15 protein-coding genes are annotated in these 24,240 nt (G+C 39.7%); 4 read left to right on the top strand and 11 right to left on the bottom strand.

Going from position 1 to position 24,240, the window contains the following annotated elements; all coding sequences use genetic code 11:
- Positions 1–109: 109 nt before the first annotated feature.
- The 3 genes from FCR06_RS10280 to FCR06_RS10270 form a co-directional block, all read right to left on the bottom strand.
- Positions 110–1,345 (bottom strand): LL-diaminopimelate aminotransferase, encoded by a 1,236-nt coding sequence (locus tag FCR06_RS10280; protein ID WP_138499240.1) that lies wholly within the window; start codon positions 1,343–1,345, stop codon positions 110–112.
- A gap of 154 nt (positions 1,346–1,499) precedes the next feature.
- Complete coding sequence (locus FCR06_RS10275) at positions 1,500–2,840, bottom strand: NAD(P)/FAD-dependent oxidoreductase (protein ID WP_138499238.1); 1,341 nt, start codon at positions 2,838–2,840, stop codon at positions 1,500–1,502.
- A gap of 140 nt (positions 2,841–2,980) precedes the next feature.
- Entirely contained in the window at positions 2,981–3,889 is a 909-nt protein-coding gene (locus tag FCR06_RS10270) for a DUF4349 domain-containing protein (protein WP_138499236.1), read from the bottom strand.
- A gap of 251 nt (positions 3,890–4,140) precedes the next feature.
- Between FCR06_RS10270 and ilvC the strand changes: the two genes are divergently transcribed.
- Both ilvC and FCR06_RS10260 read left to right on the top strand, forming a co-directional pair.
- Positions 4,141–5,136 (top strand): ketol-acid reductoisomerase, encoded by a 996-nt coding sequence (gene ilvC / locus FCR06_RS10265; protein WP_138499234.1) that lies wholly within the window; start codon positions 4,141–4,143, stop codon positions 5,134–5,136.
- A 264-nt stretch (positions 5,137–5,400) separates the two neighbouring features.
- Positions 5,401–6,948 carry a glycine betaine ABC transporter substrate-binding protein gene (locus FCR06_RS10260; RefSeq protein ID WP_138499601.1) on the top strand — a complete coding sequence of 516 codons (1,548 nt, stop codon included), beginning with the start codon at positions 5,401–5,403 and terminating at the stop codon, positions 6,946–6,948.
- 186 nt (positions 6,949–7,134) lie between these two features.
- Here the strand turns inward: FCR06_RS10260 and FCR06_RS10255 are convergent, their stop codons facing one another.
- From FCR06_RS10255 to FCR06_RS10235, 5 genes are all read right to left on the bottom strand, one after another.
- Entirely contained in the window at positions 7,135–7,629 is a 495-nt protein-coding gene (locus FCR06_RS10255; RefSeq protein WP_138499232.1) for a DUF427 domain-containing protein, read from the bottom strand.
- Positions 7,630–7,755: 126 nt separating this feature from the next.
- Positions 7,756–9,093, bottom strand: a complete 1,338-nt coding sequence (ovoA, locus tag FCR06_RS10250; protein ID WP_138499230.1) for a 5-histidylcysteine sulfoxide synthase — start codon at positions 9,091–9,093, stop codon at positions 7,756–7,758.
- Between the two features lie 33 nt (positions 9,094–9,126).
- On the bottom strand, positions 9,127–10,101 hold the full coding sequence (egtD, locus tag FCR06_RS10245; RefSeq protein WP_138499229.1) for an L-histidine N(alpha)-methyltransferase: 975 nt from the start codon (positions 10,099–10,101) through the stop codon (positions 9,127–9,129).
- 676 nt (positions 10,102–10,777) lie between these two features.
- Positions 10,778–12,934, bottom strand: coding sequence for a polyribonucleotide nucleotidyltransferase (locus FCR06_RS10240; protein WP_138499227.1), 2,157 nt, complete (start codon positions 12,932–12,934; stop codon positions 10,778–10,780).
- Positions 12,935–13,088: 154 nt separating this feature from the next.
- Positions 13,089–13,634, bottom strand: a complete 546-nt coding sequence (locus FCR06_RS10235) for a GNAT family N-acetyltransferase (RefSeq protein WP_138499225.1) — start codon at positions 13,632–13,634, stop codon at positions 13,089–13,091.
- A 151-nt stretch (positions 13,635–13,785) separates the two neighbouring features.
- Here FCR06_RS10235 and FCR06_RS10230 point away from each other — a divergent pair, with 151 nt between their 5' ends.
- The gene (locus FCR06_RS10230) at positions 13,786–17,094 is read left to right on the top strand and encodes a DEAD/DEAH box helicase (RefSeq protein WP_138499223.1); all 3,309 of its coding nucleotides are present in this window, start codon (positions 13,786–13,788) and stop codon (positions 17,092–17,094) included.
- A gap of 223 nt (positions 17,095–17,317) precedes the next feature.
- On the opposite strand, the gene FCR06_RS10225 is transcribed toward FCR06_RS10230, so the two are convergent.
- The gene (locus FCR06_RS10225) at positions 17,318–18,268 is read right to left on the bottom strand and encodes a hypothetical protein (protein WP_138499221.1); all 951 of its coding nucleotides are present in this window, start codon (positions 18,266–18,268) and stop codon (positions 17,318–17,320) included.
- A gap of 271 nt (positions 18,269–18,539) precedes the next feature.
- Between FCR06_RS10225 and FCR06_RS10220 the strand changes: the two genes are divergently transcribed.
- Positions 18,540–19,376, top strand: coding sequence for an SWIM zinc finger family protein (locus FCR06_RS10220; RefSeq protein WP_138499219.1), 837 nt, complete (start codon positions 18,540–18,542; stop codon positions 19,374–19,376).
- A gap of 191 nt (positions 19,377–19,567) precedes the next feature.
- Here FCR06_RS10220 and FCR06_RS10215 read toward each other — a convergent pair whose 3' ends face one another.
- Together FCR06_RS10215 and FCR06_RS34580 are read right to left on the bottom strand one after the other, a co-directional pair.
- A complete protein-coding gene (locus FCR06_RS10215) occupies positions 19,568–21,250 on the bottom strand; it encodes a S8 family peptidase (protein WP_138499216.1) in 1,683 nt (560 codons plus the stop codon).
- A 948-nt stretch (positions 21,251–22,198) separates the two neighbouring features.
- A partial coding sequence (locus FCR06_RS34580) for a CARDB domain-containing protein (protein WP_317616812.1) occupies positions 22,199–24,240 on the bottom strand: 2,042 nt, incomplete at its 5' end.

Genomic DNA, 24,240 nt, shown 5'->3' with positions numbered 1-24,240 from the left:
GTAAGCTGATTTTTAATAATTACCTATCAGGTTGCGGTGGATAATATAGCCCACCGTAACCTTAAGACTAATAGAATGAGTTTAACAAAAGCAGCAAAAAGCGATCGCTTTACACTTTAAACTTTTCAGTAATCCGCTTCATCGCTTCTTCTACATTCTCCCGACTGTTAAACGCGGAAATCCTAAAGTAGCCTTCACCCGCAGCACCAAAGCCAGAACCAGGTGTTCCCACCACGTTGACGGTTTGCAGCAATTTATCAAAGAATTCCCAGCTAGATAAACCATTAGGCGTTTTCACCCAAACGTAAGGTGCATTCACCCCGCCATAAACAGATAATCCGGCCGCTGTGAGTTTCTCGCGGATAATTTTGGCGTTTTCTAAATAGAAACTAACCAATTCTTTGATTTGTGCTTGTCCTTCTTGGGAGTAAACCGCTTCCGCTCCCCGTTGGACGATGTAAGAAACGCCGTTAAATTTGGTAGACTGGCGACGATTCCACAGTTTCCACAGTTCGACATCGGAACCATCGGCGGCTTTGGCTGTGAGTGTTTTCGGTACTACAGTTAACGCACAGCGAGTTCCTGTAAAGCCTGCATTCTTAGAAAAAGACCGAAATTCGATCGCAACTTCTCTTGCACCTTCTATTTCATAAATTGAATGCGGAATCGATGCATCGGTAATATAAGCTTCGTAGGCTGCATCAAAGAAAATAATCGAGTTATTAGCTTTGGCATAATCCACCCATGCCTTGAGGTGTTCTTTGGTAGCAGTTGCACCTGTGGGGTTATTAGGAAAGCAGAGATAAATTAAATCAACTTTCTGGGAGGGAATCTCAGCGGTAAAGTTGTTTTCTGCTGAAATCGGTAGATAAACTAAGCCTTCAAATTCACCTTTATCATTAGCATTTCCTGTATTTCCCGCCATTACATTTGTATCTACATATACGGGATAAACAGGGTCAGTAACGGCTATAGTGTTGTCATGACCAAAGATTTCCAGAATATTGCCCGTGTCACACTTGGAACCATCAGAGATAAAGATTTCTGAAGCATCGATTTCGGCTCCCCGTGCTTGGAAATCTTGAGTAGCAATTTTCTCGCGCAACCAAGCGTAGCCTTGCTCTGGGCCATAGCCTTTGAAGGTATTGCGATCGCCCATTTCTTCCACAGCTTTAATCATCGCTGTCCGGCAAGCCTCCGGCAGAGGTTCGGTAACGTCGCCAATGCCCAATCTGATGATTTTAGCATTACTATTCGCTTCTGCAAAGGCATTCACCCGCCGAGCAATTTCTGGAAACAGGTAACCCGCTTTCAGTTTTAGGTAGTTGTCGTTAATACTTGCCATACTAAATTATCAAAAACGCCCTCAAACAGCTTACTGCTAATTTATCGGGCGATAACTTTTGAGTGGGGAGTGGGACAGATGAGGAGTGGGGGAGGTGGGGAAAATTCCTAACTCAATACTCAACAGTCAACTGTCACCACTTCCAACACCCAATTTAGATATTTACTGGCTGTTTATTTTCTGATGTATAAATTTCTAACTCCGTGACTGATTCTTGACCTGTAATTAATCTTGCTCCACGATTACGGGTAAAATAGTTCCACGCCCACTGAATTATTACTACTAATTTGTTGTTAAATTCAATTAAGAAATAAATGTGTATCAATAGCCAAAAGGCCCATGCAAAGAAACCTTTGAGCTTGAGAAAACCTAAATCTACTACAGCGGAATTTTGCCCAATCATCGCTAAACTACCGCGATCCATATAAGTAAAGGCTGGCAAACTTTTACCTGCAAGGCGTTGTTGAATTAGTTTTGCTACATATTCTCCTTGTTGGATCGCTACAGGTGCAACACCAGGTAGTGGTTTATTATTTTGATGAGAAAAATTTGCTAAGTCGCCAATTACAAAAATATTCGGATATCCTTTAATACTCAAGTCAGGTTCGACAATAACGCGTCCAGCGCGATCGCATTCGCCAACTGTGCGTTCTACTAGCACTTTTCCCATTGCGGAAGCTTTCACACCTGCTGCCCATAATATCGTTTTTGAGGCGATTTCTTTAACTTCATCGCCTTGTTTGAGGCTAAGAATATGATTTTCAATATTGGTTACCAGTGTTTTCGTTTGCACAACTACCCCCAACCGCGTTAGGGATGCTTCTGCTTCTTGGGATAACTCTGGCGCAAAAGGTGGCAGAATCCGATCTAATCCTTCTAAGAGCAAAATCTGGGCTTCTGAAGTGTCGATGTTGCGGAAATCTTCTTTAAGAGTTTGGTTTGCTAATTCAGCGATCGCCCCCGCCAATTCTACACCAGTGGGACCACCACCAACAATCACAAAAGTTAACCAGGCACGGCGTTTTTCTGGATCGGTTTCTTTTTCTGCTGCTTCAAATGCCATAAAAATCCGGCGACGTATTTCTATAGCATCTTCTACAGTTTTCAACCCAGGGGCGAATTCTTCCCAGTTATCTTTGCCAAAATAGGAATGCTTCGCGCCTGTGGCAACAATCAATGTATCGTAAGGTATTGCCTCGTCGCCTACAATCACTTTTTGTGCTTCTGGATCGATATTATTCACTTCTCCTAGCAGCACTTTAGTATTCTTGCTCTTACTAACTATAGAACGCAACGGTGAAGAAATATCAGCTGGAGATAAGGCACCTGTAGCGACTTGATACAACAGAGGTTGAAATAGATGAAAGTTGCGTTTATCGATTAGAGTAACGTTTACTGCTGCCTTAGCAAGTGTTTTTGCTGCATAAAGTCCACCAAAACCACCGMCAACAATGACAACTTGATGAATTGAGTTCTTGTCAAGTGAGTTTACCATAAGAAATATTTCTCTAGATGACGATTATTGTAACTATTCTTAACAGATTTGTATCAAAATTGTCATCATGTATTTTGTATTGCTCTTTACATTTGAAATTTACCTCCTGCCTCATTCCAACTAGAAATATTTATACCGTTCTAGTTAGTTGACTTTGGTGTTTGTGTCAAACGTGATGAATGAGTTCGCTGCCAACGGTTAAAGCCATAGATAACAGCAGCAAGAATCAACAAATAGGGACTGTAAACAATTAACCAAATACCCAGCTTGAGTAAGCCAACGGAAAATGCACTCAAAGAATGGGTAGAGTTGTTCCAAGTTTCTTGAACTTGCAAACCCAAGGCAGGTTGGGGACTGGTGCTAGAAACTGCTGCTTCTAGGTTGAGCGTAATAGTGGAATATGCAACTTGATTTTGTAAGCTTTTAAGTTGGGCATTAATTTGTTCTATAGTTTCTCGGACATTACTTAATTCTTGAGCAACACTCAGCACATCTCTAACAGAACCAGCCCGATCCATAATTTTTTGCAAATTGGCTTCAGTTTTTTGCAAATTCGTTAATCTAGCTTGGAAATCCACAAGGCGATCGCCTACATCTTCGGCAGTTATATTACGACTCTCAAGAGTGCCCAATTTAGCTAATTGTTCTAGAGTAGGTTCTAGCCGATTCTCTGGTACCCGTAATTCTATTGTTGCTGTGTAACGCGGGTTGTCGTTTTTGGGTTGTTGTTGTTTCAACCCGATTAAATCCCCTTGCTGTTGATTGATAATTTGCGAAACGGCATCAATAGTCCGATCTACAGAGTTGACTCTCAAAGACATTGCTGCCTTTTTAATGAGTTGAGGACGAGAACGCGGTGCAGCTTCCACCTTTTGGGAAAGACTGTTTTCACGAGCAGATAATTGATTTACCGCGCCATTGGCTGCAATTTGAGGTGCAGACTTATTTGCCGTCTGTTCGGAAGAGGCGCAACTAGTGAAAATTACCCCTCCTAATAACGCACTTATAAATAAAGCAGATGTGCGCGGTAATTTAGTCGAAGTATACATAATCTACCCCCAGATGGATGAAGTTAATCCCAGTATCACTGAATAAAAACTCAAAATCTGGATTGTTGCAATTTATGTAACACGATTTGTTTATTTGTAATTTCTCATTTGTCCCCAGCCCCCAGTTCTAGAGTTCAAAGAGATAAATACAAATAAATTGAATGATTGACAGTTCATCTGTGTTACTCAATTTGGGGTACAATCAGAAGCCTGCCAAGAAATGATGATGCTTGCTGACAGGAGATGCTTCTATGGCGCGGATGTATTATGACGAAGATGCCAATTTAGACCTTTTGAGTGGAAAAACTATTGCTATTATCGGCTATGGTTCCCAAGGTCATGCCCACGCTCTCAATTTAAAAGATAGTGGTTTGAATGTGATTGTGGGATTATATCCGGGCAGTAAGTCAGTTTCCAAAGCCGAAGCAGCTGGGTTAACTGTTAAAAATGTTGCTGATGCGGCTAATGCTGCTGACTTCATTATGATTTTGTTACCTGATGAAGTCCAAAAAACAATTTATAAAAATGAGATTGAACCCAATTTAGAAGAAGGGAATGTCTTAGCCTTTGCCCACGGTTTCAATATTCATTTTGGGCAAGTTGTACCACCGCCAAATGTAGATGTGGTGATGGTAGCACCAAAAGGGCCGGGGCATTTAGTTCGACGGACTTATGAAAATGGAGAAGGCGTACCAGCGCTGTTTGCAGTTTATCAAGATGCTAGTGGTCAGGCACGCGATCGCGCAATGGCATACGCTAGAGGTATCGGTGGTAGTCGTGCTGGTATTCTCGAAACTACTTTCCGCGAAGAAACCGAAACTGATTTATTTGGCGAACAAGCAGTATTGTGCGGTGGTTTGAGTGCTTTAATTAAAGCCGGATTTGAAACTTTGGTAGAAGCTGGTTATCAACCAGAATTGGCTTATTTTGAATGTCTCCATGAAGTCAAGTTGATTGTTGACTTGGTTGTAGAAGGCGGTTTAGCCAAAATGCGCGACAGCATTTCTAACACAGCTGAATATGGTGATTATACGCGTGGACCGCGGATTGTCACCGAACAAACCAAAGCTGAGATGCAGAAAATTCTCAGTGAAATTCAATCTGGACAATTTGCACGAGAATTTGTCTTAGAAAATCAATCTGGTAAACCAGGATTTACCGCCTTGCGTCGTAAAGAAGCTGAACACAAAATTGAGGAAGTTGGTAAAGATTTACGCGCCATGTTTAGCTGGTTAAAAAAAGCCTAAAAATAAAAATTCAGAATCCAGAATCAATCTTTTGTAGAGACGCGATTTATCGCGTCTTTTGATTTATCACGTCTGGGTTTGACATTAAGTTAACATCTATGAACATTGCTGTGCTACTACAATATATATGCTTCAAATAATAATACCTTCGCAATTTTTCATTTAGGGTACTCTGACGCAAAAGCAAGCTATGCATAGTGTCTTGCACTAGAAGGTATTCAATGAATGATAATTGCTGTAACTAAACTCTATTGGGAGATAACCTTGTTTTTCAGTCAATATTTCCTAGAAATTATCCTCCGTACTGGAGAACATTTAATATTAGTTGTAATTGCGATGGTGGTGGCCGTTTCTGTCGGTATTCCTTTAGGAATTTTGATTACTCGTCAACCGAAACTCGCCCAACCTATTATCGGTCTCGCTAACGCTATTCAAACTACTCCCAGTTTAGCTATTTTTGGCTTCCTGATTTCTGTACCGTTTCTGGGAGGAATTGGCAAAATTCCCGCTATTGTTGCCTTGATTCTTTATGCTTTGCTCCCATTAATTCGCAATACTTATATCGGTATTAATAGTGTCGAGCCGGCAATTCGAGAGGCGGGACGGGGGATGGGGATGACAGACAGACAATTGCTGTTTCAAGTAGAAATTCCCCTGGCTTTAGGCGTGATTTTAGCAGGAGTTAGGGTAGCAACAGTTATCTCTGTGGGAATTGCTACGATTGCAGCAGCAATCGGTGGTGGAGGGTTGGGGGTGTTTATTTTTCGAGGGATTTCTACCCTTAATAACCAGCTAATTTTAACTGGAGCAATACCTGCTGCATTGATTGCGTTAAGCGCAGATTTTACTTTAGGATGGTTAGAAAAAAATCTCACTCAGCAAAAAGAAAAAAATATATTAGTTAATCGCAAAACTGCTGCTTATTTAGGTATATTAACGTTACTCATTGGGGCATTAATTGGCTTTACATCTTGGTTAACACCACCAACAATTGTTATTGGTTCAAAAAATTTTACCGAACAATTTATTTTAGGAGAATTGTTAGCTCAACAAATAGAATCTCATACTAAATTAAGAGTGAATAGAAGTTTAAATTTAGGAGGAACTTTTATTTGTCATGAAGCTGTTAAAGTAGGACAAATTGCTGGTTATGTAGAATATACAGGAACAAGTTTAACATCTGTTTTGAAAGATAAACCTATTAATAATTCTCAACTAGTATATGAAAAAGTTAAAAAAGACTACAGTCAAAAATTTAAATTAGAAGTCATGTCACCTTTGGGATTTAACAACACTTTCGCTATGATTATCCGGGGTGAAGATGCCAAACGGTGGCAGATTAAAACCCTTTCTGAAGCTGCTAAATATACACCACAAATGCAAGCGGGATTTGGTTATGAATTTCTGGAACGAGAAGATGGTTATCCGGGATTAGCTAAAACTTATAGCTTAAAATTCACCAAACCTCCCCGACAAATGGAATTGGGATTAATGTATCAAGCCTTAAAAGAAAAGAAAGTAGATTTGATAGCGGCTAATTCTACAGATGGGTTGATTCCTGTTTTGAAGTTAGTCATTTTAGAAGATGACAAAAAATATTTTCCACCTTATGAGGCTGTACCGATATTTAATCAAGCAATTTTAAAAAAATATCCAGAGTTACGAGCAGTTATTAATCAATTAGCTGGATTAATTTCTACTGAAGAAATGCAAAAAATGAATTATCAAGTTGATAATCAATCTCGTCCGGTTGAACAAGTTGTCCATGATTGGTTGAAGTCTCACAAACTGCTAAATCCAATGGGAACATAAGACTTCTATTTGATTTTTAAGACTAAAATAAAAATGATGATTAAAATTTGAGATTAATAGTCAAAAAAGTTTAATGGCTAAGGATCGCTTTCACAGTTGTAGTTAGAACCGCTCTAGAGAAAGAAGGGTGGACAATTACAGCCAACCCTTAACAAGATAAAATTAGTAAAGGCGATCGCGCTGGAATTACCACCACATTGTTCCAGCACTACCTTTAAATGGCCCAACAATATCAGCAGTAATCCATCCCCCATAAAAATCACCCGGTTGAGGTGTCACTAACTCATCATTGACATAACAAGCATCCATTAAACTGGCGGTGAAGCCATAGTATTTTGCAATCGAAATAAAATCAGGGGTGGGGTCAAAATATCGCCATGCAGCATATTTTAGATATTTATCACCAACGCTGACATCATAATATTGATATGCACCTTTCCATTCACACAAGCCTTTTTTAGACGTTTCAATCAAATGTTCTAGTTTAATGTCTTCGGGAGGAAAGTAATAGACAGGAGGATGGCTTGTTTCTAAGACTCTTTTACCTTTGTTGGTTTCTGCCAAAACAATACCATGACAAATTATTCGCAGCTGTTTATTAGTATCTTCTAAACAAGCCGGACGAGGATAATCCCAAACTGATTCTTGACCGGGTTGTGGTGGTATTGGATTCGGTCTCATGGTTAATAATCTCCTGTCTTGATGTCACTCTGAGGATTACTCTTATAAATGGAGGATGTAAAAACTGCTATTTCTGTAACTATTAGTCATCTTCACAAATAATTTATTGAAAATATCACCTCCATGCTAATGTTTGATATTTTCAACAATCCTAAAACCGGCGTGTTGATAAAAATTGGGGCGGAACCAGTTGCGATAATATTTTAAAGCTTCTGCACCGTTAGTTATCCAACATCCTCCTAACATCATATAATGTTTAGTATCAAAAAACATAGCAGAATTATCTTCGTACAGATAATGAGGTTTATATCCTGAAAGGGGATTTAAATTATCGCTCAACCATTCCCAAACATTGCCTCGTAAATCGTACAATCCAGAGTGACTTTTGGCTGTTTCTAACATGCCCACAGGACTAGGTGAACTAAGTTTTAAATTAAGATTATAATTGTCTATATTTTCTGATAAGCTATTGCTGTAAGTTGCTAAATGATATTCTGCTTCACTCATTAAACGGGTATCTTTACCTTGCCAACGACAATAAGCCATTGCTTCATAATGATTGACTTCTACTGGCCAATCTAAAGGTAATTCCATTTCATCAAACATGGCTCGATATTTATAATTACCATTTCCTAGCAGCCAAAATTTGGGATGTTTGATGTGATTTTGAGTTTTCCAATCCCAAGATTCTTTATCCCAAAAATCTTGATTTTGATAGCCGCCAGCCTTGATAAAATAAATAAATTCGGCATTGGTAATCAGATATTTACTGGCAAAAAATGATTGAACTTCAACGGTGCGATCGCCATAATCAATATCCCATCCATAAGTTGGGTCGTCAAAGGCTTTGCCGAGTTTTACTACCCCACCAGGAACTTCTACCATTTCATTTTCTGGAGTGTAACCATTAAAAGAAGCATATTCCCAATTTTGGGGACGTTTCACTCTTTCAATTGGTAGTTGGCGAATTAACATCGAAGAAGTTTCAATATGAATCCGCTGGTGTTCAATTGCCATTATTAACGCCCAAAGGTGATGAGCAGGATGAATTGGCAGAGTAATTTTAGTTGTTTTAATTACTTGAGAAATGATGGAAAATGCTTGTTTTCGATACTCCCAAGTCTCAGTAAGTGACGGCCAATTCAAATGAGCGATCGCTTCATTCAATTCCTCTGGTTTTTCTGGATCGACTCCAATTTCAAACAAAATTTCATAGTCGCAATTCAAACGTTTTTCTAATAATCCTACACTAATTAATTTATTAATGTAGAAAACAGCCGAATGTCCCAGATAAAAAATTAGAGGATTTCTCAGAGGGTCAGGATTGATATAGAATGTATCTTCCCCAACTAAACTTTGCATCAGAGTATCTTCTAGTTGCCAAGCGTTCTCAAAATAATCGAGAATAGCTTGAGAATTACAACTATCAAGTTTTAAAGGTTTAGCAGATTGCAGACTACTCATAATGTCACTTTATTGATATTGAGGAACTACGATTTAAGCTTGACAAAGAATTAACCCAAACCACTGCTGGGGATCTGTCCAAGTGTTCAGTGTCTTCAGTCCATGTATCTCGAGTTGTTGTTGCATATTTGCTAAATCAAATTTGCGCGAAATTTCAGTGAGAATGCTTTCTCCATCTACAAAGGAAACTTCTAAATTTAGCGCTTCTAGAGATACCCGATGACTCTTTTGACAGTGCAGATACATTTCAATTTGGGCATCAGCTTGATTATAAATAGCTTGATGAGTAAATAAATTCAGGTCAAAATTACCTTGAAAACGCCAATTTAAATGAGACAGCATATTCAAGTTAAAAGCAGCCGTTACTCCCTGACTATCGTTATAAGCTGGCTCCAAAATTTCCTTGGGTTTTTGTAAATCAATCCCTAACAGAAAGTAATCCCCTACTTGCAGAGTTTTAGCAATTTGCTTTAAAAACATATTACATTCTTGGGCATTAAAATTGCCTAGAGAACTGCCCAAGAAAAAAATCATCCGTGATGCTGCAAAAGTTGATTCTAATTTTGCTAAGGCTTGTTCGTATGTTCCGATTAATCCCTGAATAAAGAAAGCTGGATATTTTTGTTGTAGTTTTACTACGGTAGATTCAACGATTCCTCGGCTAACATCAACGGGTATATATCTACAGTAATTAGTAAGTTTTTGGTAAGCATCTAATAGAAATAGAGTTTTTGTAGAACTACCACTGCCTAATTCTACGAGTTCACAAGCACCTGTCATCTGAGCTATTTCATCGGCATATTGCTGCAAAATTAATGCTTCTGTTCGTGTTGGGTAATATTCTGGTAACTCACATATTTGTTCAAATAATTCTGAACCGCGATCGTCGTAAAAATATTTGGGTGGTAAACTTTTCGGCGTTTGAGTCAATCCTTGCATGACATCTTGCCCCTCACTGTTTAGAGCTTGATAATAGTCATTCAAAAATTTTAGAGATTTGGTCAACATTATGTTAATGTGTTAATTTCTTGATTCAATCCTTCAATATTACAGATTTAGAATTTAATAGCAAGTGTGATTTTTAAATAGAATTATAACTATTTTTTATCTACTACAAGTCAATCGGATTACTGTGGTAACCTATGGTATTTGAATAATTCAATGTTCATTTAATAAAGCTTTTTTATTACTGGTATTTATATTATTAAATAGATAATACATCATAGCAGAAATAAATCTACCATTTGGAATTAGTAACAAGCTTAGAGGAAGCTTAGAGGAAGCTTAAAATATAAGTATTCTTTCTTTTAACTTTAAAATTTTGACTTTTGCCTTCTTAATAGTAGGCATAATTAAACATCAAATATAATTCTAATTCTAATTATTAGCGAGCAATTCCTCGCTGATTTAGCATTATCAAGACTTTAATCTTGCTATAAACTTTAATTTATTTCTGCCTAGTTACTTAGTGTGTTTGAGCAATATTATGTAAGCAAGTCGGTAGGAAAAAACATAACTATGTTAACAAAGATAAACGAGGCTGAAATCCTATTTTTTCTGCCTCCTGCCTCATGCCAACTACAAATATTTATGCCGTTCTACTTAATTAGAGAAGCATACGGCGATGCCTTCACAATAGGCATCGCGAATTTTAGATTTTATCGATCTAAAATCCCAAATCGATTTAACGATTTAGCGCCGCAGCTTCCCTTGCTGCTGCTGCTTGATCTGGGTGGATACCCAAGCGTGTGAGATTAATCCGACCTTTGTTATCAATTTCCCGCACTTTGATAATCACTTCATCGCCAACTGCGACTTCATCCTCAACTTTGCCAACGCGGTAGTCAGCTAGTTGAGAAATGTGAATCATGCCCTCTTTCCCAGGCAGAAATTCGACAAATGCACCTATTGGTATAATCCGAGTTACACGCCCTGCATAGACATCTCCTTCGTGCAGTTTGCGCGTCATGCCTTGAATGATACTACGTGCTTTCTTCGCCTTACTCTCATCCACAGCAGAAATTGTTACTGTACCATCGTCTTCAATGTCAATTTTTGCACCAGTATCCTCAGTGATTCCCTTAATAGTTTTGCCTCCAGGCCCAATTACTAAACCAATCATGTCTGAATCAATCTTGATTGTTAACAGACGTGGGGCATAGGGTGAGGTTTCGGTGCGTGGTCCCTCAATACAAGCGAGCATTTTTTCTAGGATGTGCAACCGGGCTGATTTAGCTTCGTGGATGGCTTGGGCAATAACGTCTAAAGACAGACCGGAGATTTTCATATCCATTTGCAAGGCAGTAATTCCGCTATCTGTCCCAGCAACTTTAAAGTCCATGTCGCCCAAAAAGTCTTCAATGCCCTGAATATCCGTCAGCACACGGACTTCATCTCCTTCCTTAATCAAACCCATTGCTGCGCCACTAACGGGTTTAAGAATTGGCACGCCGGCATCCATCAAAGAAAGGGTGGAACCGCATACGGAACCCATTGAGGTGGAACCGTTGGAGGAAAGTACTTCAGATACTATGCGAATTACGTAAGGGAATTGTTCTTTTGATGGTAGCACAGGCAACAGCGATCGCTCTGCTAAGGCACCATGACCAATTTCACGCCTTCCCGGCGCGCGTAAGGGCTTGGTTTCTCCGACTGAGAAAGGCGGAAAGTTGTAATGGTGGATGTAGCGTTTGGATTGGTCTGTTTGCAAATCGTCGTTGAGGTTTTGAGCATCTCCTGGTGTACCAAGGGTACAAGCAGATAATACCTGAGTTAAACCCCGATTGAATAAACCGCTACCGTGGACTCGCTTTGGTAAAACATTAACTTGACAAGAAACTGGGCGCACTTCATCGAGTTTGCGACCATCAACGCGAACGTTATCTTCGATGATTTGACGACGCATGAAGTGTTTGGTAATGTCTTTAAATGTGTTACCAAGTGCCTTAGAGTTTGTAGTTGCGGCAACTCGAATTGGGTCTTCTTGTGGCAGTTCGGCGATCGCAGTTGCAATTCCTTCTTTGACGACATCTAAAGCAGCATCACGTTCGGGTTTACCCAAATCAAATTGCGCCAAAATTTTCTTAATTTCATCATTGGCGCGATCGCGGATATAATTTTCCAGCGTCGGGTCTACCTCTGGTGGTGCTTCTTGCACTAGTTGCAAACCGAGTTCTGCAACCAAATCTTGTTGGGCTTTAATTAAGTCCCGCACTGCTTCATAACCAAAGTCAATAGCCTCGATAATATCTCGTTCTGGCAATTGATTGGCTCCCGCCTCCACCATAATCACACCATGAGGTGAACCTGCGACTATTAAATCCAAGTCTCCAGCTTCAATTTCTGCATAAGTAGGATTAATAATGAAATCATCTCCTACTAAACCGACCCGCACAGCTGCCATTGGCCCGTTAAAAGGAATCTGAGCAATCAGGGTAGCAATTGATGCACCTGTAACTGCTAGCACATCGGGTGGCACTAACTCGTCCATTGACAGCGTTAAAGCGACAATTTGCAGGTCATCGCGTAACCACGAAGGAAATAGAGGACGCAGAGGACGATCTATCAGACGACTGGTAAGAATTGTTTTTTCTGGTGGGCGACCTTCGCGCCGCATGATTCCTCCGGGAATTCTACCAGCGGCATATAGCCTTTCTTCGTAATCTACTGTTAGGGGAAGAAAATCAATGCCTTCTCTGGCTTGCGATCGCGTAGCCGTCACCAAAACAGCTGTATCCCCTGATTCTATCAAAACCGACCCACCAGCCTGGGGAGCTAGTAGGCCTACTTTCAGTCGAATATCCCTTCCATCGAAGGATATTGACTTATCAACTTCAGCCATTCAGTTTTTTTTCCTTCTCTTTCGCTATTCTCTTTCTGTGGCAATCCTAACATTTATGCACTATGGCTGACTTCTGGTACATACAAAGTTAACTGATGAGTGTTGACGCCGAATAGTCATCAGTCAACAGTTAACGAAATCAGATTGGCATCTTTCAATGCAAAGTGCGATAGAAGATTAGCGCATCTACCACTTGCCCATTGTCTAGGTTTGCAGCAGCAGGAATCCGCCCAATAATCTCAAATCCTAACGACTGCCAAAGTGTAATTGAAGCTATATTAGTTTCAAAGACCAAGTTGAACATTACTGCCTCGTAGCCAAGGTTTGCTGCTATCAACAGCATTGCCTCTCCCATGAACCGACCTATACCTTGACCCCGCAAAGGAGCTTGTACAATAAAACCAGCGTTGCAAATATGGCTACACCGACCGGGAAAGTTTGGCTTTAAATAAAATGCTCCTAATATTTCTTTTGGTTTATATGTCGCATCCACAGATGATGCCCTAACAACAAAGGCATMCTTACTTAACCAGTAAGCGGAAAATTCTGTTTCAGATAAAGGTTGCTTTTGAGGATAAGTTTTCCCTTCAACAATTACACTATTTAATAATGCTCTCACAGCCTCCTCTTCTTGAGGATGMATATAATCTAGTTCAACTTTTATGCTATTTTTTAAAAATTTAATAATCGGGAAATACATTGTCAATAATATCTCAAATAACAGAATAAGTCTTAGTATAGAATTTGAAGAGAACAATATATACTTAATTAAAAAATAGTTAAAAAAATGTAGATATTCAAATATTAGTGATTGAAATTATTTAATTTTAGAAGAATTTGAGTAGTGACAAATGGCGATTTTACACGGAAATTGGGTAGTAAAAAATCAAAATGGGTGCTTGTTTATTTGGGGAGAAACTTGGCGAGCATCACGAGTAAATTCGGCGTCGAGTGAATGTGGAGAAATACCATTACATCCATTGGCAATGACATCGGTTGAGTTAAGCGAGTGGTTGCGTTCTCAGAATATACCAATCGCCAACTTCATCCAGCAACCCCAAGTTACTGTAACTACTACTGGGCCGACACGCAAAGCAACCAGTACTACTGAGATTAATTTGCCAACCCACTATCAAATTATTGCCTTACCAACTTATATCCCAGAAACAACTGCTAAAGATATAACAGCGATTTTTCCTGTGCATTCTGCTAGTTTTGGACTGGAAGCAGACTCACCGCAATATCTACAACCGTGGCGAGTTGAGGGTTTTTCTCTCACCCCCACCCAAGCAGTAAAATTTCTTGCTGCCATTCCCCTGAATGCTACTAGAGGGGAAGATGCATTTTTAGGCGGAGATTTACGCTTTTGGTCGCAGGTTGCCCGCTGGAGTCTTGATTTAATTTCCAGGTGTAAGTTTTTACCAGTTATCAAACGGCAATCCGATAGTTCTACAGTTACTAACTGGCAAGTACTTTTAGATAGCGCTTTAGACGGAACTCGCTTAGAAAAATTTTCTGCGAACATGCCGTTGGTTTGTCGCACCTATCAAGAGGGACTGGAGAGATGGGGAACTCGGGGCCCCCACGTTAGCAAAGCGGGGCAAAGCCTAGTGGGGATTAGGGGAGATGAGGGAGATAGGGAAAATAACCAATGCTCAATATATGTGGACTTCCCTACCGAACCTCAAGAATTATTATTAGGATTTCTTAATAGCACAATAAACGCCCAAGTGCGAGAAATGGTGGGTTTCCAATCGCCGATGGAAGCCAAGACCCCATCTTTACCAGCTGCGGTGCGAGAGTGGTTGCCAGCTTTAACTAGTGCATCTGGTAAAGTCAATGCAGATGCGATCGAAGTGGAACGACTAGAAGCGGCACTCAAGGCTTGGACTATGCCGCTACAATACCAACTAACTCTGAAAACACTCTTTCGTACCTGTTTTCAACTGCATTCTCCGGAATTTGGGGAAACAGATTGGACATTAGCGTATTTCCTGCAAGCAGCTGACAATCCAGAGTTTTTGGTAGATGCAGCAACAATTTGGAATCATCCAGTTGAACGATTGATATATGAAAATCGCACTATTGACCAACCGCAAGAAACATTTTTGCGGGGTTTGGGGCTAGCTTCCCGATTGTATCCAGTGCTTGCACCGAGTTTAGAAACCGAATATCCCCAATCTTTTCGTCTTAATCCCATCCAAGCATACGAGTTTATCAAGTCTGTGGCTTGGAGGTTTGAAGACAGTGGTTTGGGAGTGATTTTACCTCCCAGTTTGGCGAACCGTGAAGGATGGGCGAACCGTTTAGGTTTGAAAATTACTGCCGAAACTCCAAAGACAAAGCAAGGACGTTTGGGATTGCAGAGTTTGTTAAATTTCCAATGGAAATTGGCAATTGGTGGACAGAATATTTCCAAAGCCGAGTTTGATAAACTTGTGGCTTTAAATAGCCCCTTGGTAGAAATTAATAACGAGTGGGTGGAGTTGCGACCCCAAGACATCAAAACAGCCCAAACCTTTTTCGCTTCCCGCAAAGACCAAATGGCGTTATCTTTGGAAGATGCTTTACGTCTGAGTACAGGGGATACCCAAGTAATTGAAAAATTACCAGTGGTCAGCTTTGAGGCCTCTGGGGCATTGCAAGAGTTAATTGGGGCGCTAACCAATAATCAGGCCATAGCACCTTTACCTACACCAGCCAGCTTTCAAGGGCAGTTACGACCTTATCAAGAACGCGGTGCTGCTTGGCTGTGCTTCTTGGAACGTTGGGGCTTGGGTGCTTGTCTGGCGGACGATATGGGATTGGGTAAAACTATCCAGTTTATCGCTTTTCTTCTACATCTTAAAGAACAAGATGCATTAGAAAATCCAACTCTACTAGTTTGCCCAACTTCGGTTTTAGGCAACTGGGAAAGGGAAGTCAAGAAATTTGCACCAAGCTTAAAAGTTTTACAATATCACGGTGATAAACGTGCTAAAGGAAAGGCATTTTTAGAAGCAACTAAAAAGCATGATTTAGTCATCACTAGTTACTCGCTAATTCATCGTGATATTAAGTCAATGGAGAGCGTTAATTGGCAAATAATTGTTTTAGATGAAGCTCAGAATGTGAAAAATTCAGAGGCGAAACAGTCAAAAGCAGTACGGCAATTAGCAGCAACATTTCGGATTGCCTTGACAGGCACGCCAGTAGAAAATAGACTCCAAGAATTGTGGTCAATTTTAGATTTTCTCAATCCCGGATATTTAGGCAATCGGCAATTTTTTCAGCGTCGATTTGCTATGCCAATTGAAAAGTATGGGGATACAGCTTCTTTGAGTCAATTACGTTCGTTGGTTCAGCCATTTATACTACGGCGATTAAAAAGCGATCGCGACATCATTCAAGACTTACCAGATAAGCAAGAAATGACAGTATTTTGTGGTTTGACTGCCGACCAAGCCGCACTTTATCAACAAKTAGTAGAAGCATCTTTAGCTGAGATTGAATCTGCCGAAGGATTGCAACGTCGGGGGATGATTTTGGCTTTACTAATCAAACTCAAACAAATCTGTAATCACCCAGCCCAATATTTGAAACAAACCACATTAGAACAACATCATTCAGCCAAATTGCTGCGCCTAGAAGAAATGTTAGAAGAAGTTTTAGCAGAAAGCGACCGTGCTTTAATCTTTACCCAATTTGCTGAGTGGGGTAAGTTACTTAAACCTCATTTAGAAAAACAGTTAGGACGAGAAATCTTCTTTTTATATGGCAGCACTAGTAAGAAACAACGTGAGGAAATGATTGACCGTTTCCAACATGATCCCCAAGGGCCACCGATTATGATTCTTTCTCTAAAAGCAGGTGGAGTAGGATTGAATTTAACCCGAGCAAATCACGTATTCCATTTTGATAGATGGTGGAATCCAGCGGTAGAAAATCAAGCTACAGACCGAGTATTTCGGATTGGTCAAACTCGGAATGTGCAAGTACATAAATTTGTCTGCACTGGGACTTTAGAAGAAAAAATTCACGACATGATTGAAAGTAAAAAACAACTAGCTGAACAAGTTGTAGGTGCTGGTGAAGAATGGTTGACTGAACTAGATACAGACCAACTTCGCAACTTACTAATCCTTGACCGCAATGCAGTAATTGACGATGATGCAGAATAAATCAGGTCTGCACCATCATGTCAAACCACTTTGCCCACGGTTATACGTTATTAATTGGGGTTGGCAGAACAGCCCTAAGTAAAACTGTGCCAGAGAGTGCTAGAACTTACTTAAAGTAGAAGTTTATCTGACGTTTTATTCTCAGAAAAATGATTATCGATTGATGCAGCCTGATTTCACATAAACACTCTTTGTTCTAGTAGAAATCTTGAATCTATATTTTTTAAGGCTGGATACTGTAACCACTAACATCAACCAATCGATACCCTTGACCCACTAATTGGTCGAAGGTACTTTGATATTCAGATGAGGTCAAACCATGTCGTGCTACCCAAGCTGAACTACCAGATTTGTCCCAAATAGCGGCATATCTGTCTTGTCCATTGACATTGTAACCACTGACATGAACTAATCTATAGCCTTGTCCAATTAGTTGGTCGAAGGTGCTTTGATACTGAGATGATGTCAAACCATGTCGTGCTACCCAAGCTTCACCATCAGACTTCTGCCAAATAGCAGCGTATCTAGCTTGTCCGTTGACACTGTAACCGCTAACATCAACCAATTTATACCCTTGACTCACTAGTTGGTCAAAAGTGGCTTGATATTGGGCTGAGGTCAGTCCATGTCGTGCTACCCAAGCTGGGCCATCAGACTTCTCCCAAATGGCGGCATATTTATCTTGTCCATTTACTGCATAACCACTGACATGAACTAATCGATATCCTTGTCCAACTAATTGATCAAACGTGCTTTGATATTGAGATGAAGTCAATCCATGTCGTGCTACCCAAGCTTTACCACCAGATTTCACCCAAATAGCAGCGTATCTGTCTTGTCCGTTCACAGCATAACCATTGACATCAACCAATCGATAGCCTTGACCTACTAGTTGATCGAAAGTTGTTTGATATTGAGACGAGGTCATTCCGTGTCGTGCTTGCCAAGCTTCACCAGCAGATTTTACCCAAATTGCCGCATATCTATCTTGTGTGTTAGTGATCGCTTGGTGTCTGTGCAGAGGTATTCTCTGTGCTAGAATTTGATTTTGCTCAATTGCAGTAAGATTACTGAAATTACCAGCAGAGTGAACGGACCCTGCAAAAGCAGTACTTATTAAAGATGACAGTAAAACTGCACTAGAGGCAGTCACAGCTAAAGTGTATTGAAGCATAGCAGTCAAATAAATTTTTTAGAGTGTGTATGTTTGGCTTGTTCAGCCACACTAGCTAAATAGGTTGATGTGAAATTTTTTATGCAGTACTCACTCAGGAGCAGGCGCACAAGCAGCACACCGCCTGCTACGAATGAAATAAACAAGTCAAATCCTCTTCCCTTGTGCCTCGTCTGCGACACGCTACGCGAACTGCCTTCTGCCTCCTGAGTCTGAGGTGACTATCACAAAATGAGATTAACCTGTCTATTCCATAATTTTAAATTTATTTATGACTAATGACACATTACAAGCAAGCCGCGAATGGTGGTCGCAACAATGGCTAGATTTGCTAGATTCTTATCGCTTTAAAAAGCGTTTGGAACGTGCTAGAAATTATGCACGCCAAGGAAATGTTTTAAGCATTGAGTTTCAAGGCGCAAAAGTATTGGCTAGGGTACAAGGTAGTGAAGTCGAACCTTATAAAGTTTCCCTTTCCCTTGAACCTTTTAGCAATGAAGAATGGGGTTATGTGATTGAAACAATGTCCCGAAAGGCAATTTTTGCTGCCAAATTGTTGGCGGGAGAAATGCCGCAAAATATTGCAGAAATTTTTACAGCTAATGGTCTTTCGTTATTTCCTTTTACCCTTGCTGATGTCAAGAGTAAATGCTCTTGTCCAGATAAAGCAAATCCCTGTAAACATGTTGGTGCGGTGTATTATCAGTTAGGCGATCGCTTTAGTGAAGATCCGTTTGTATTATTTCAGTTGCGGGGACGCACCAAAGAGCAAATTATCAGCGATTTACGGCAGTTACGTAGTGGTAAAATTGAAGCAGATACCTCGGAAATTTCTAATGTTCAACAGTCAATTGCTCACAACAAATACTCGGTCAAAATTGACTCTTTCTGGCAATATAATGAGCCATTAGAGTCATCTCTGGTAGTAATTGCACCCTCCAGTAGCGAGACAGTATTAGATGTATTGGGAGCAATTCCCCTGGCAAAGGAAGAGGAAAATTTAGTGAATTCAACATCTAGTGATGTGGTCATGAAGTATTTGAATACCATTTACACAGATGTMAGCCAGAAAGCTGTTTTAGCAGCAATGAATGTGGGAGGAAGTTGACCGAATTTCAGATTTGAGATTTCGGATTGAATTAACAAAACAGTAATATTGGCGTCAGTCGCCAGAATTCAGAATTTAATTAGAGTCTGACTGGGGGATAGTCCAGTGATAGCGAGACACACTGAAGCTGCTGCTAATAACTTTCTGCACTTATCCTCCATTCATTGATTCTGAATTCTTCTTTAAATTTTTCAACCCATACCTAAGAATTTTCTAATATCTTCTAATTGTTTTAATTGTCTTTGCATTTCCTTCATTAATTTGTCATAATCAACATTATTCTCATCTTGATTATTCTCATTACTATTTATATTGCTATTGCTGAATATTGGATTGTAGTCTAGAGATTGAGACCAGGATTCTGGATTAAGCAGTCCATTATTATTTTCATAAGAGGTCAGAGATTTTGTTGTTTCTGTAATTGACTGATTTTTTGCAAAACTAATATCGTAATTATTAAAACTAGAGATATCTGGTTTCAGATAATTTACTGTTTCTGTACTTGGCTGATTTTTTGCAAAACTAATATCATAATTATTAAAACTAGAGATATCTGATTTCAGAGATTTTTCTGTTTCCGTAAATATTTGATTTGTGAGAGAACCAAAATTAGAATTATTAAAACTAGAAATATTCTTCGGTGTTAAATATTCTGCTGGTTCTGTAATTACTTGACTTGACAAAGAATTCACATTATAAGTCTTCAAATTAGAGGTTGTACTTTGTGTAGTATTTTCTGCCGTTTCTGTAACAATTTGACGTACTTGCGCATCAGTCAGGTTTGGATTAGCACTCAGCATCAGGGCAACTACACCAGCAACATGAGGAGCAGCCATAGAAGTGCCGCTATAAGTGGCATATTGATTATTTGGAACTGTGGAGTAGACATCGACTCCTGGGGCTGTAACGTAGCTGATTTGATTTGTTCCGGCGCGATCGGAGAAGTCAGCTAGGTTTTTATTTCTATCTACCGCCCCAACAGCAATTCCCGACTTGTATGCATACCGGGCAGGATAATCTGGTGATGATTCACCGTCATTACCAGCTGCCATAACCACAATCACTCCTTTGCTGCTGGCATAATCAATGGCTGACTCTAGAGTGCGATTAGAATATTTGCCTCCTAAGCTGAGGTTAATCACATCGGCTCCATTGTCTACGGCATAGCGAATGCCTTTAGCTATGGAATTATAACTACCGGAGCCAGAGTCATTCAAAACTTTGACAGGCATGATTTTGGCATCATAGGCAATGCCAGTAACACCGTAGTCATTATTTTCTCCGGCGATCGTGCCAGAAACGTGAGTACCATGACCGTTTCTGTCTAAGGTATCGTTGTTATTATCAGAAAAGTTCCAACCGTAATCATCATCAACGTAGCCATTACCATCATCATCTATACCGTTACCTGGAATTTCTTTGCTATTCGTCCAAATATTATTTTTTAAATCCTCGTGGTTGCGATCAACCCCAGTATCTACAACAGCAACAACAACGCCTTTACCTGTATATCCTTTTGCCCAAACTTCTGGTGCTTTCACAAGGTCGGCTCCCCAATTATTGCCACCAAGGTCGGGAACATCTGCAAAGGTATTTTGACCAGTAACTTTGGCTACTGCTGCTGCTGCATTAACTAAGCCATAACCTGTAGTAGGATTATAATTTCCACTGCTAACAGCGCTTTTATCAATCTTAATTTTTGAATGATTTTTCTTTGGCAAGTGCATATCAGCATCAGTTGAATTATAGCTACTATGACCACTAATATTCAGATTGTAGTTATCCTTGGTATTAAAGGTATCTAATGATGATATTGAAGTTGCATTTAATGTTTTGTTGGTAAATAAATTGTTATTAGCATTATCTTTGAGCATGAGTATTTTCTCTCAAAATAGCAATAGTTTTTGACAGCCGGAAGCATTAAAACCTTTTTTCAAAGATTTTAATTTACGAACAAACTCCATTGTCAATAATTACTATGTAATTTTAGAAAAAATTGCTAATTTTACTACAAAAAAGTATTTAAAAAATAGGGATTTTTATCAAGAGTACAATTATCAATTAATTATTAAGTTTTAATAGTAAAATTATATTTTGATACTTGTAAGTCGCAGATCCCTAACTTCACAAAAAAATTGGGGATCTTGTTTATAACCAATCATTTAGGACTGGTAGACAGCAGACTTCGACAAGTGTGAAGTACACTATCTAGGTTTGGTAGCTAAGCAGAAAGTTTATTCTAATTCTGAATTCTGCTGTAATTATTTTTTTAGTGTTGTAAATTCAAAAACATACAATCTCCATATATTCGGTATATTAAGTGTTGGATTTATGATTAATCATCTGATTTATCTTGTATTTGTGTATTCTTCTTGTAGCTTTTAGTATCTTTTTCCATCTTCCTGTTTTGCGTGCTGCTTCTGTTAGCAGATACTCAATTTGCGCGTTAACGCTCCTTAATTCGTCAGAAGACCGTTTTTCTAGCACTTCATTTAAACTGAACTTTTAGCCAGAAAATTAAGCTAACCATTGACTCATTGGCTTGGTAAGCTAAAACACATTTAATTTACAGATTAAAATTTTATCAATATCTTGTGGGATGGGCAATATGAGCGCCCTGATGATGCAAGTTAAACGCCGATTAGCTTAAGCTGTTGCACATTTAACTTGCATAGTTAGAGCGGGCAAGATGCCTACTCCACATGAGTTATATAAATTTTAGATATGCAAACTAGATGTGGTTTAGCTTATTAGACCTAAAAACCTGATGTTGGGTAGTTTAGGTTGAGGAACGTAATCTAACATTAAATATTAAAGGATTGTTACGCCAGACTATTTTCTGCTGTTGTTGTAACAATCTGACGTACTTGGGTATCAGTTAGACCTTTCTTTGCACTTAACATCAAAGCTATTACCCCAGCAACGTGTGGAGTTGCCATAGACGTTCCGTCTTTAAAACCATAGTCATTGCTTGGTAATGTAGAGTAGATATCAACTCCTGGAGCTGTGATGTAGGSGAGTGTATTAGCTCCAGCTTTATTTGAGAAGTAAGCCATCTCTTGATACTTATCAATTGCCCCAACAGCCAGCCCCCATTTCTTGGCGTAGCGCGCGGGATAAATTGGTTCTGACCCAGTAGAATTGCCTGCTGCCATGACGACAATTACACCTTTGCTGGCAGCATATTGAACGGCTGATTCTACGTCAGTATTAGAGTTCTCGTCACCAAGGCTGAGGTTAATGACATTAGCTCCATTGTCTACAGCATAACGAATGCCTTTAGCTACCCCACTATCCTCGCCATAGCCATCATCACCCAAGACTTTGACCGGCATAATCTTGGCATCATAAGCAATACCTGTAACACCAAAACTATTTTTTACTCCAGCGATGGTGCCAGATACATGGGTGCCATGACTATTTCCATCTAGAGTATTGTTATTGTTGTTGACAAAGTTCCAGCCATAAACATCATCGATATAGCCATTGCCATCATCATCTTTACTATTGCCAGCAATTTCCTTAGTATTCTTCCAGATATTAGATTTCAAGTCTGAGTGATTGCGATCGACACCAGTATCAACCACAGCAACGATAACACCTTTACCTGTGTATCCCTTTGCCCAAACTTCCGGAGCTTTTACTAGGTCGGCTCCCCAATTATCACCACCGAGGTCAGGAACATTAGCAAAGGTAGTCTGACCAAGGGCTTTAGCGACTGCGGCGGCTGCATTTATTAGTCCATAGCCATCAGTGGAGTTATAACCAATATTTTTGATAATGGTAATAGCTTTGGCAACAATATTGTTAGTTTCATTGCTTTCAGCAACATCCCCATCGCCATCAGCTTGATACAACAGGTAGTAGCTACCCACTGCGGTACTTTTGCTAATCTTGATTGAAAATGTTCCGCTAGTATAACTTCCAGATGCAATACTGCTAGTGTATTCAGAACTCAATAAGGTATCTTCATTGCTCAGAATTTGGTCTTTGGATAAGTAAAAATTAGTGTAAGTATAGCTAGCACTACCTGTACCTTGATTCTTCACTTGATAGCTAACTTGAATGCTAGCGCCTACTGACCCAACACTGGGATTGACGGCATTTTGAATGATTAAATCAGCTTTATTAATGGTTATCGCTTTGGCAAAAACATTGTTAGTTTCATTACTTTCGACAATATCTCCATCGCCATCAGCTTGATACAGCAAGTAATAATTACCTGTGGCAATGCTATTACTGATGCTGAGTGTGGTGGACTCAGAACTGTAAGCACCCGCAGCAATGYCACTGATGTATTCATAACCTAAATAAGTGTCTTCATCGCTGAGGGTTGTATTTTTTGAGAGAAAAAACTTGGTTTGTTGATAGCCAGCACTACCTGTACCTTGATTTTTGACTTGATAGCTGACTTGAATGCTACCACCCACTGACCCAACACTGGGATTGACGGCATTTTGAATAATTAAATCAGCTTTATTAATGGTTATCGCTTTGGCAAAAACATTGTTAGTTTCATTACTTTCGACAATATCCCCATCGCCATCAGCTTGATACAGTAGGTAATAATTACCTGTGGCAATGCTATTGCTGATGCTGAGTGTGGTGGACTCAGAACTGTAAGCACCCGCAGCAATGCCACTGATGTATTCATAACCTAAATAAGTGTCTTCATCGCTGAGGGTTGTATTTTTTGAGAGAAAAAACTTGGTTTGTTGATAGCCAGCACTACCTGTACCTTGATTTTTGACTTGATAGCTGACTTGAATGCTACCACCCACTGACCCAACACTGGGATTGACGGCATTTTGAATAATTAAATCAGCTTTATTAATGGTTATCGCTTTGGCAAAAACATTGTTAG

It is taken from the genome of Nostoc sp. PA-18-2419 (genome assembly GCF_005869855.1).
Taxonomy (GTDB): Bacteria; Cyanobacteriota; Cyanobacteriia; order Cyanobacteriales; family Nostocaceae; genus Nostoc.
The sequence above is the reverse complement of the archived record's forward strand: the minus strand, read 5'-3'. Positions and strand labels throughout refer to the sequence as shown.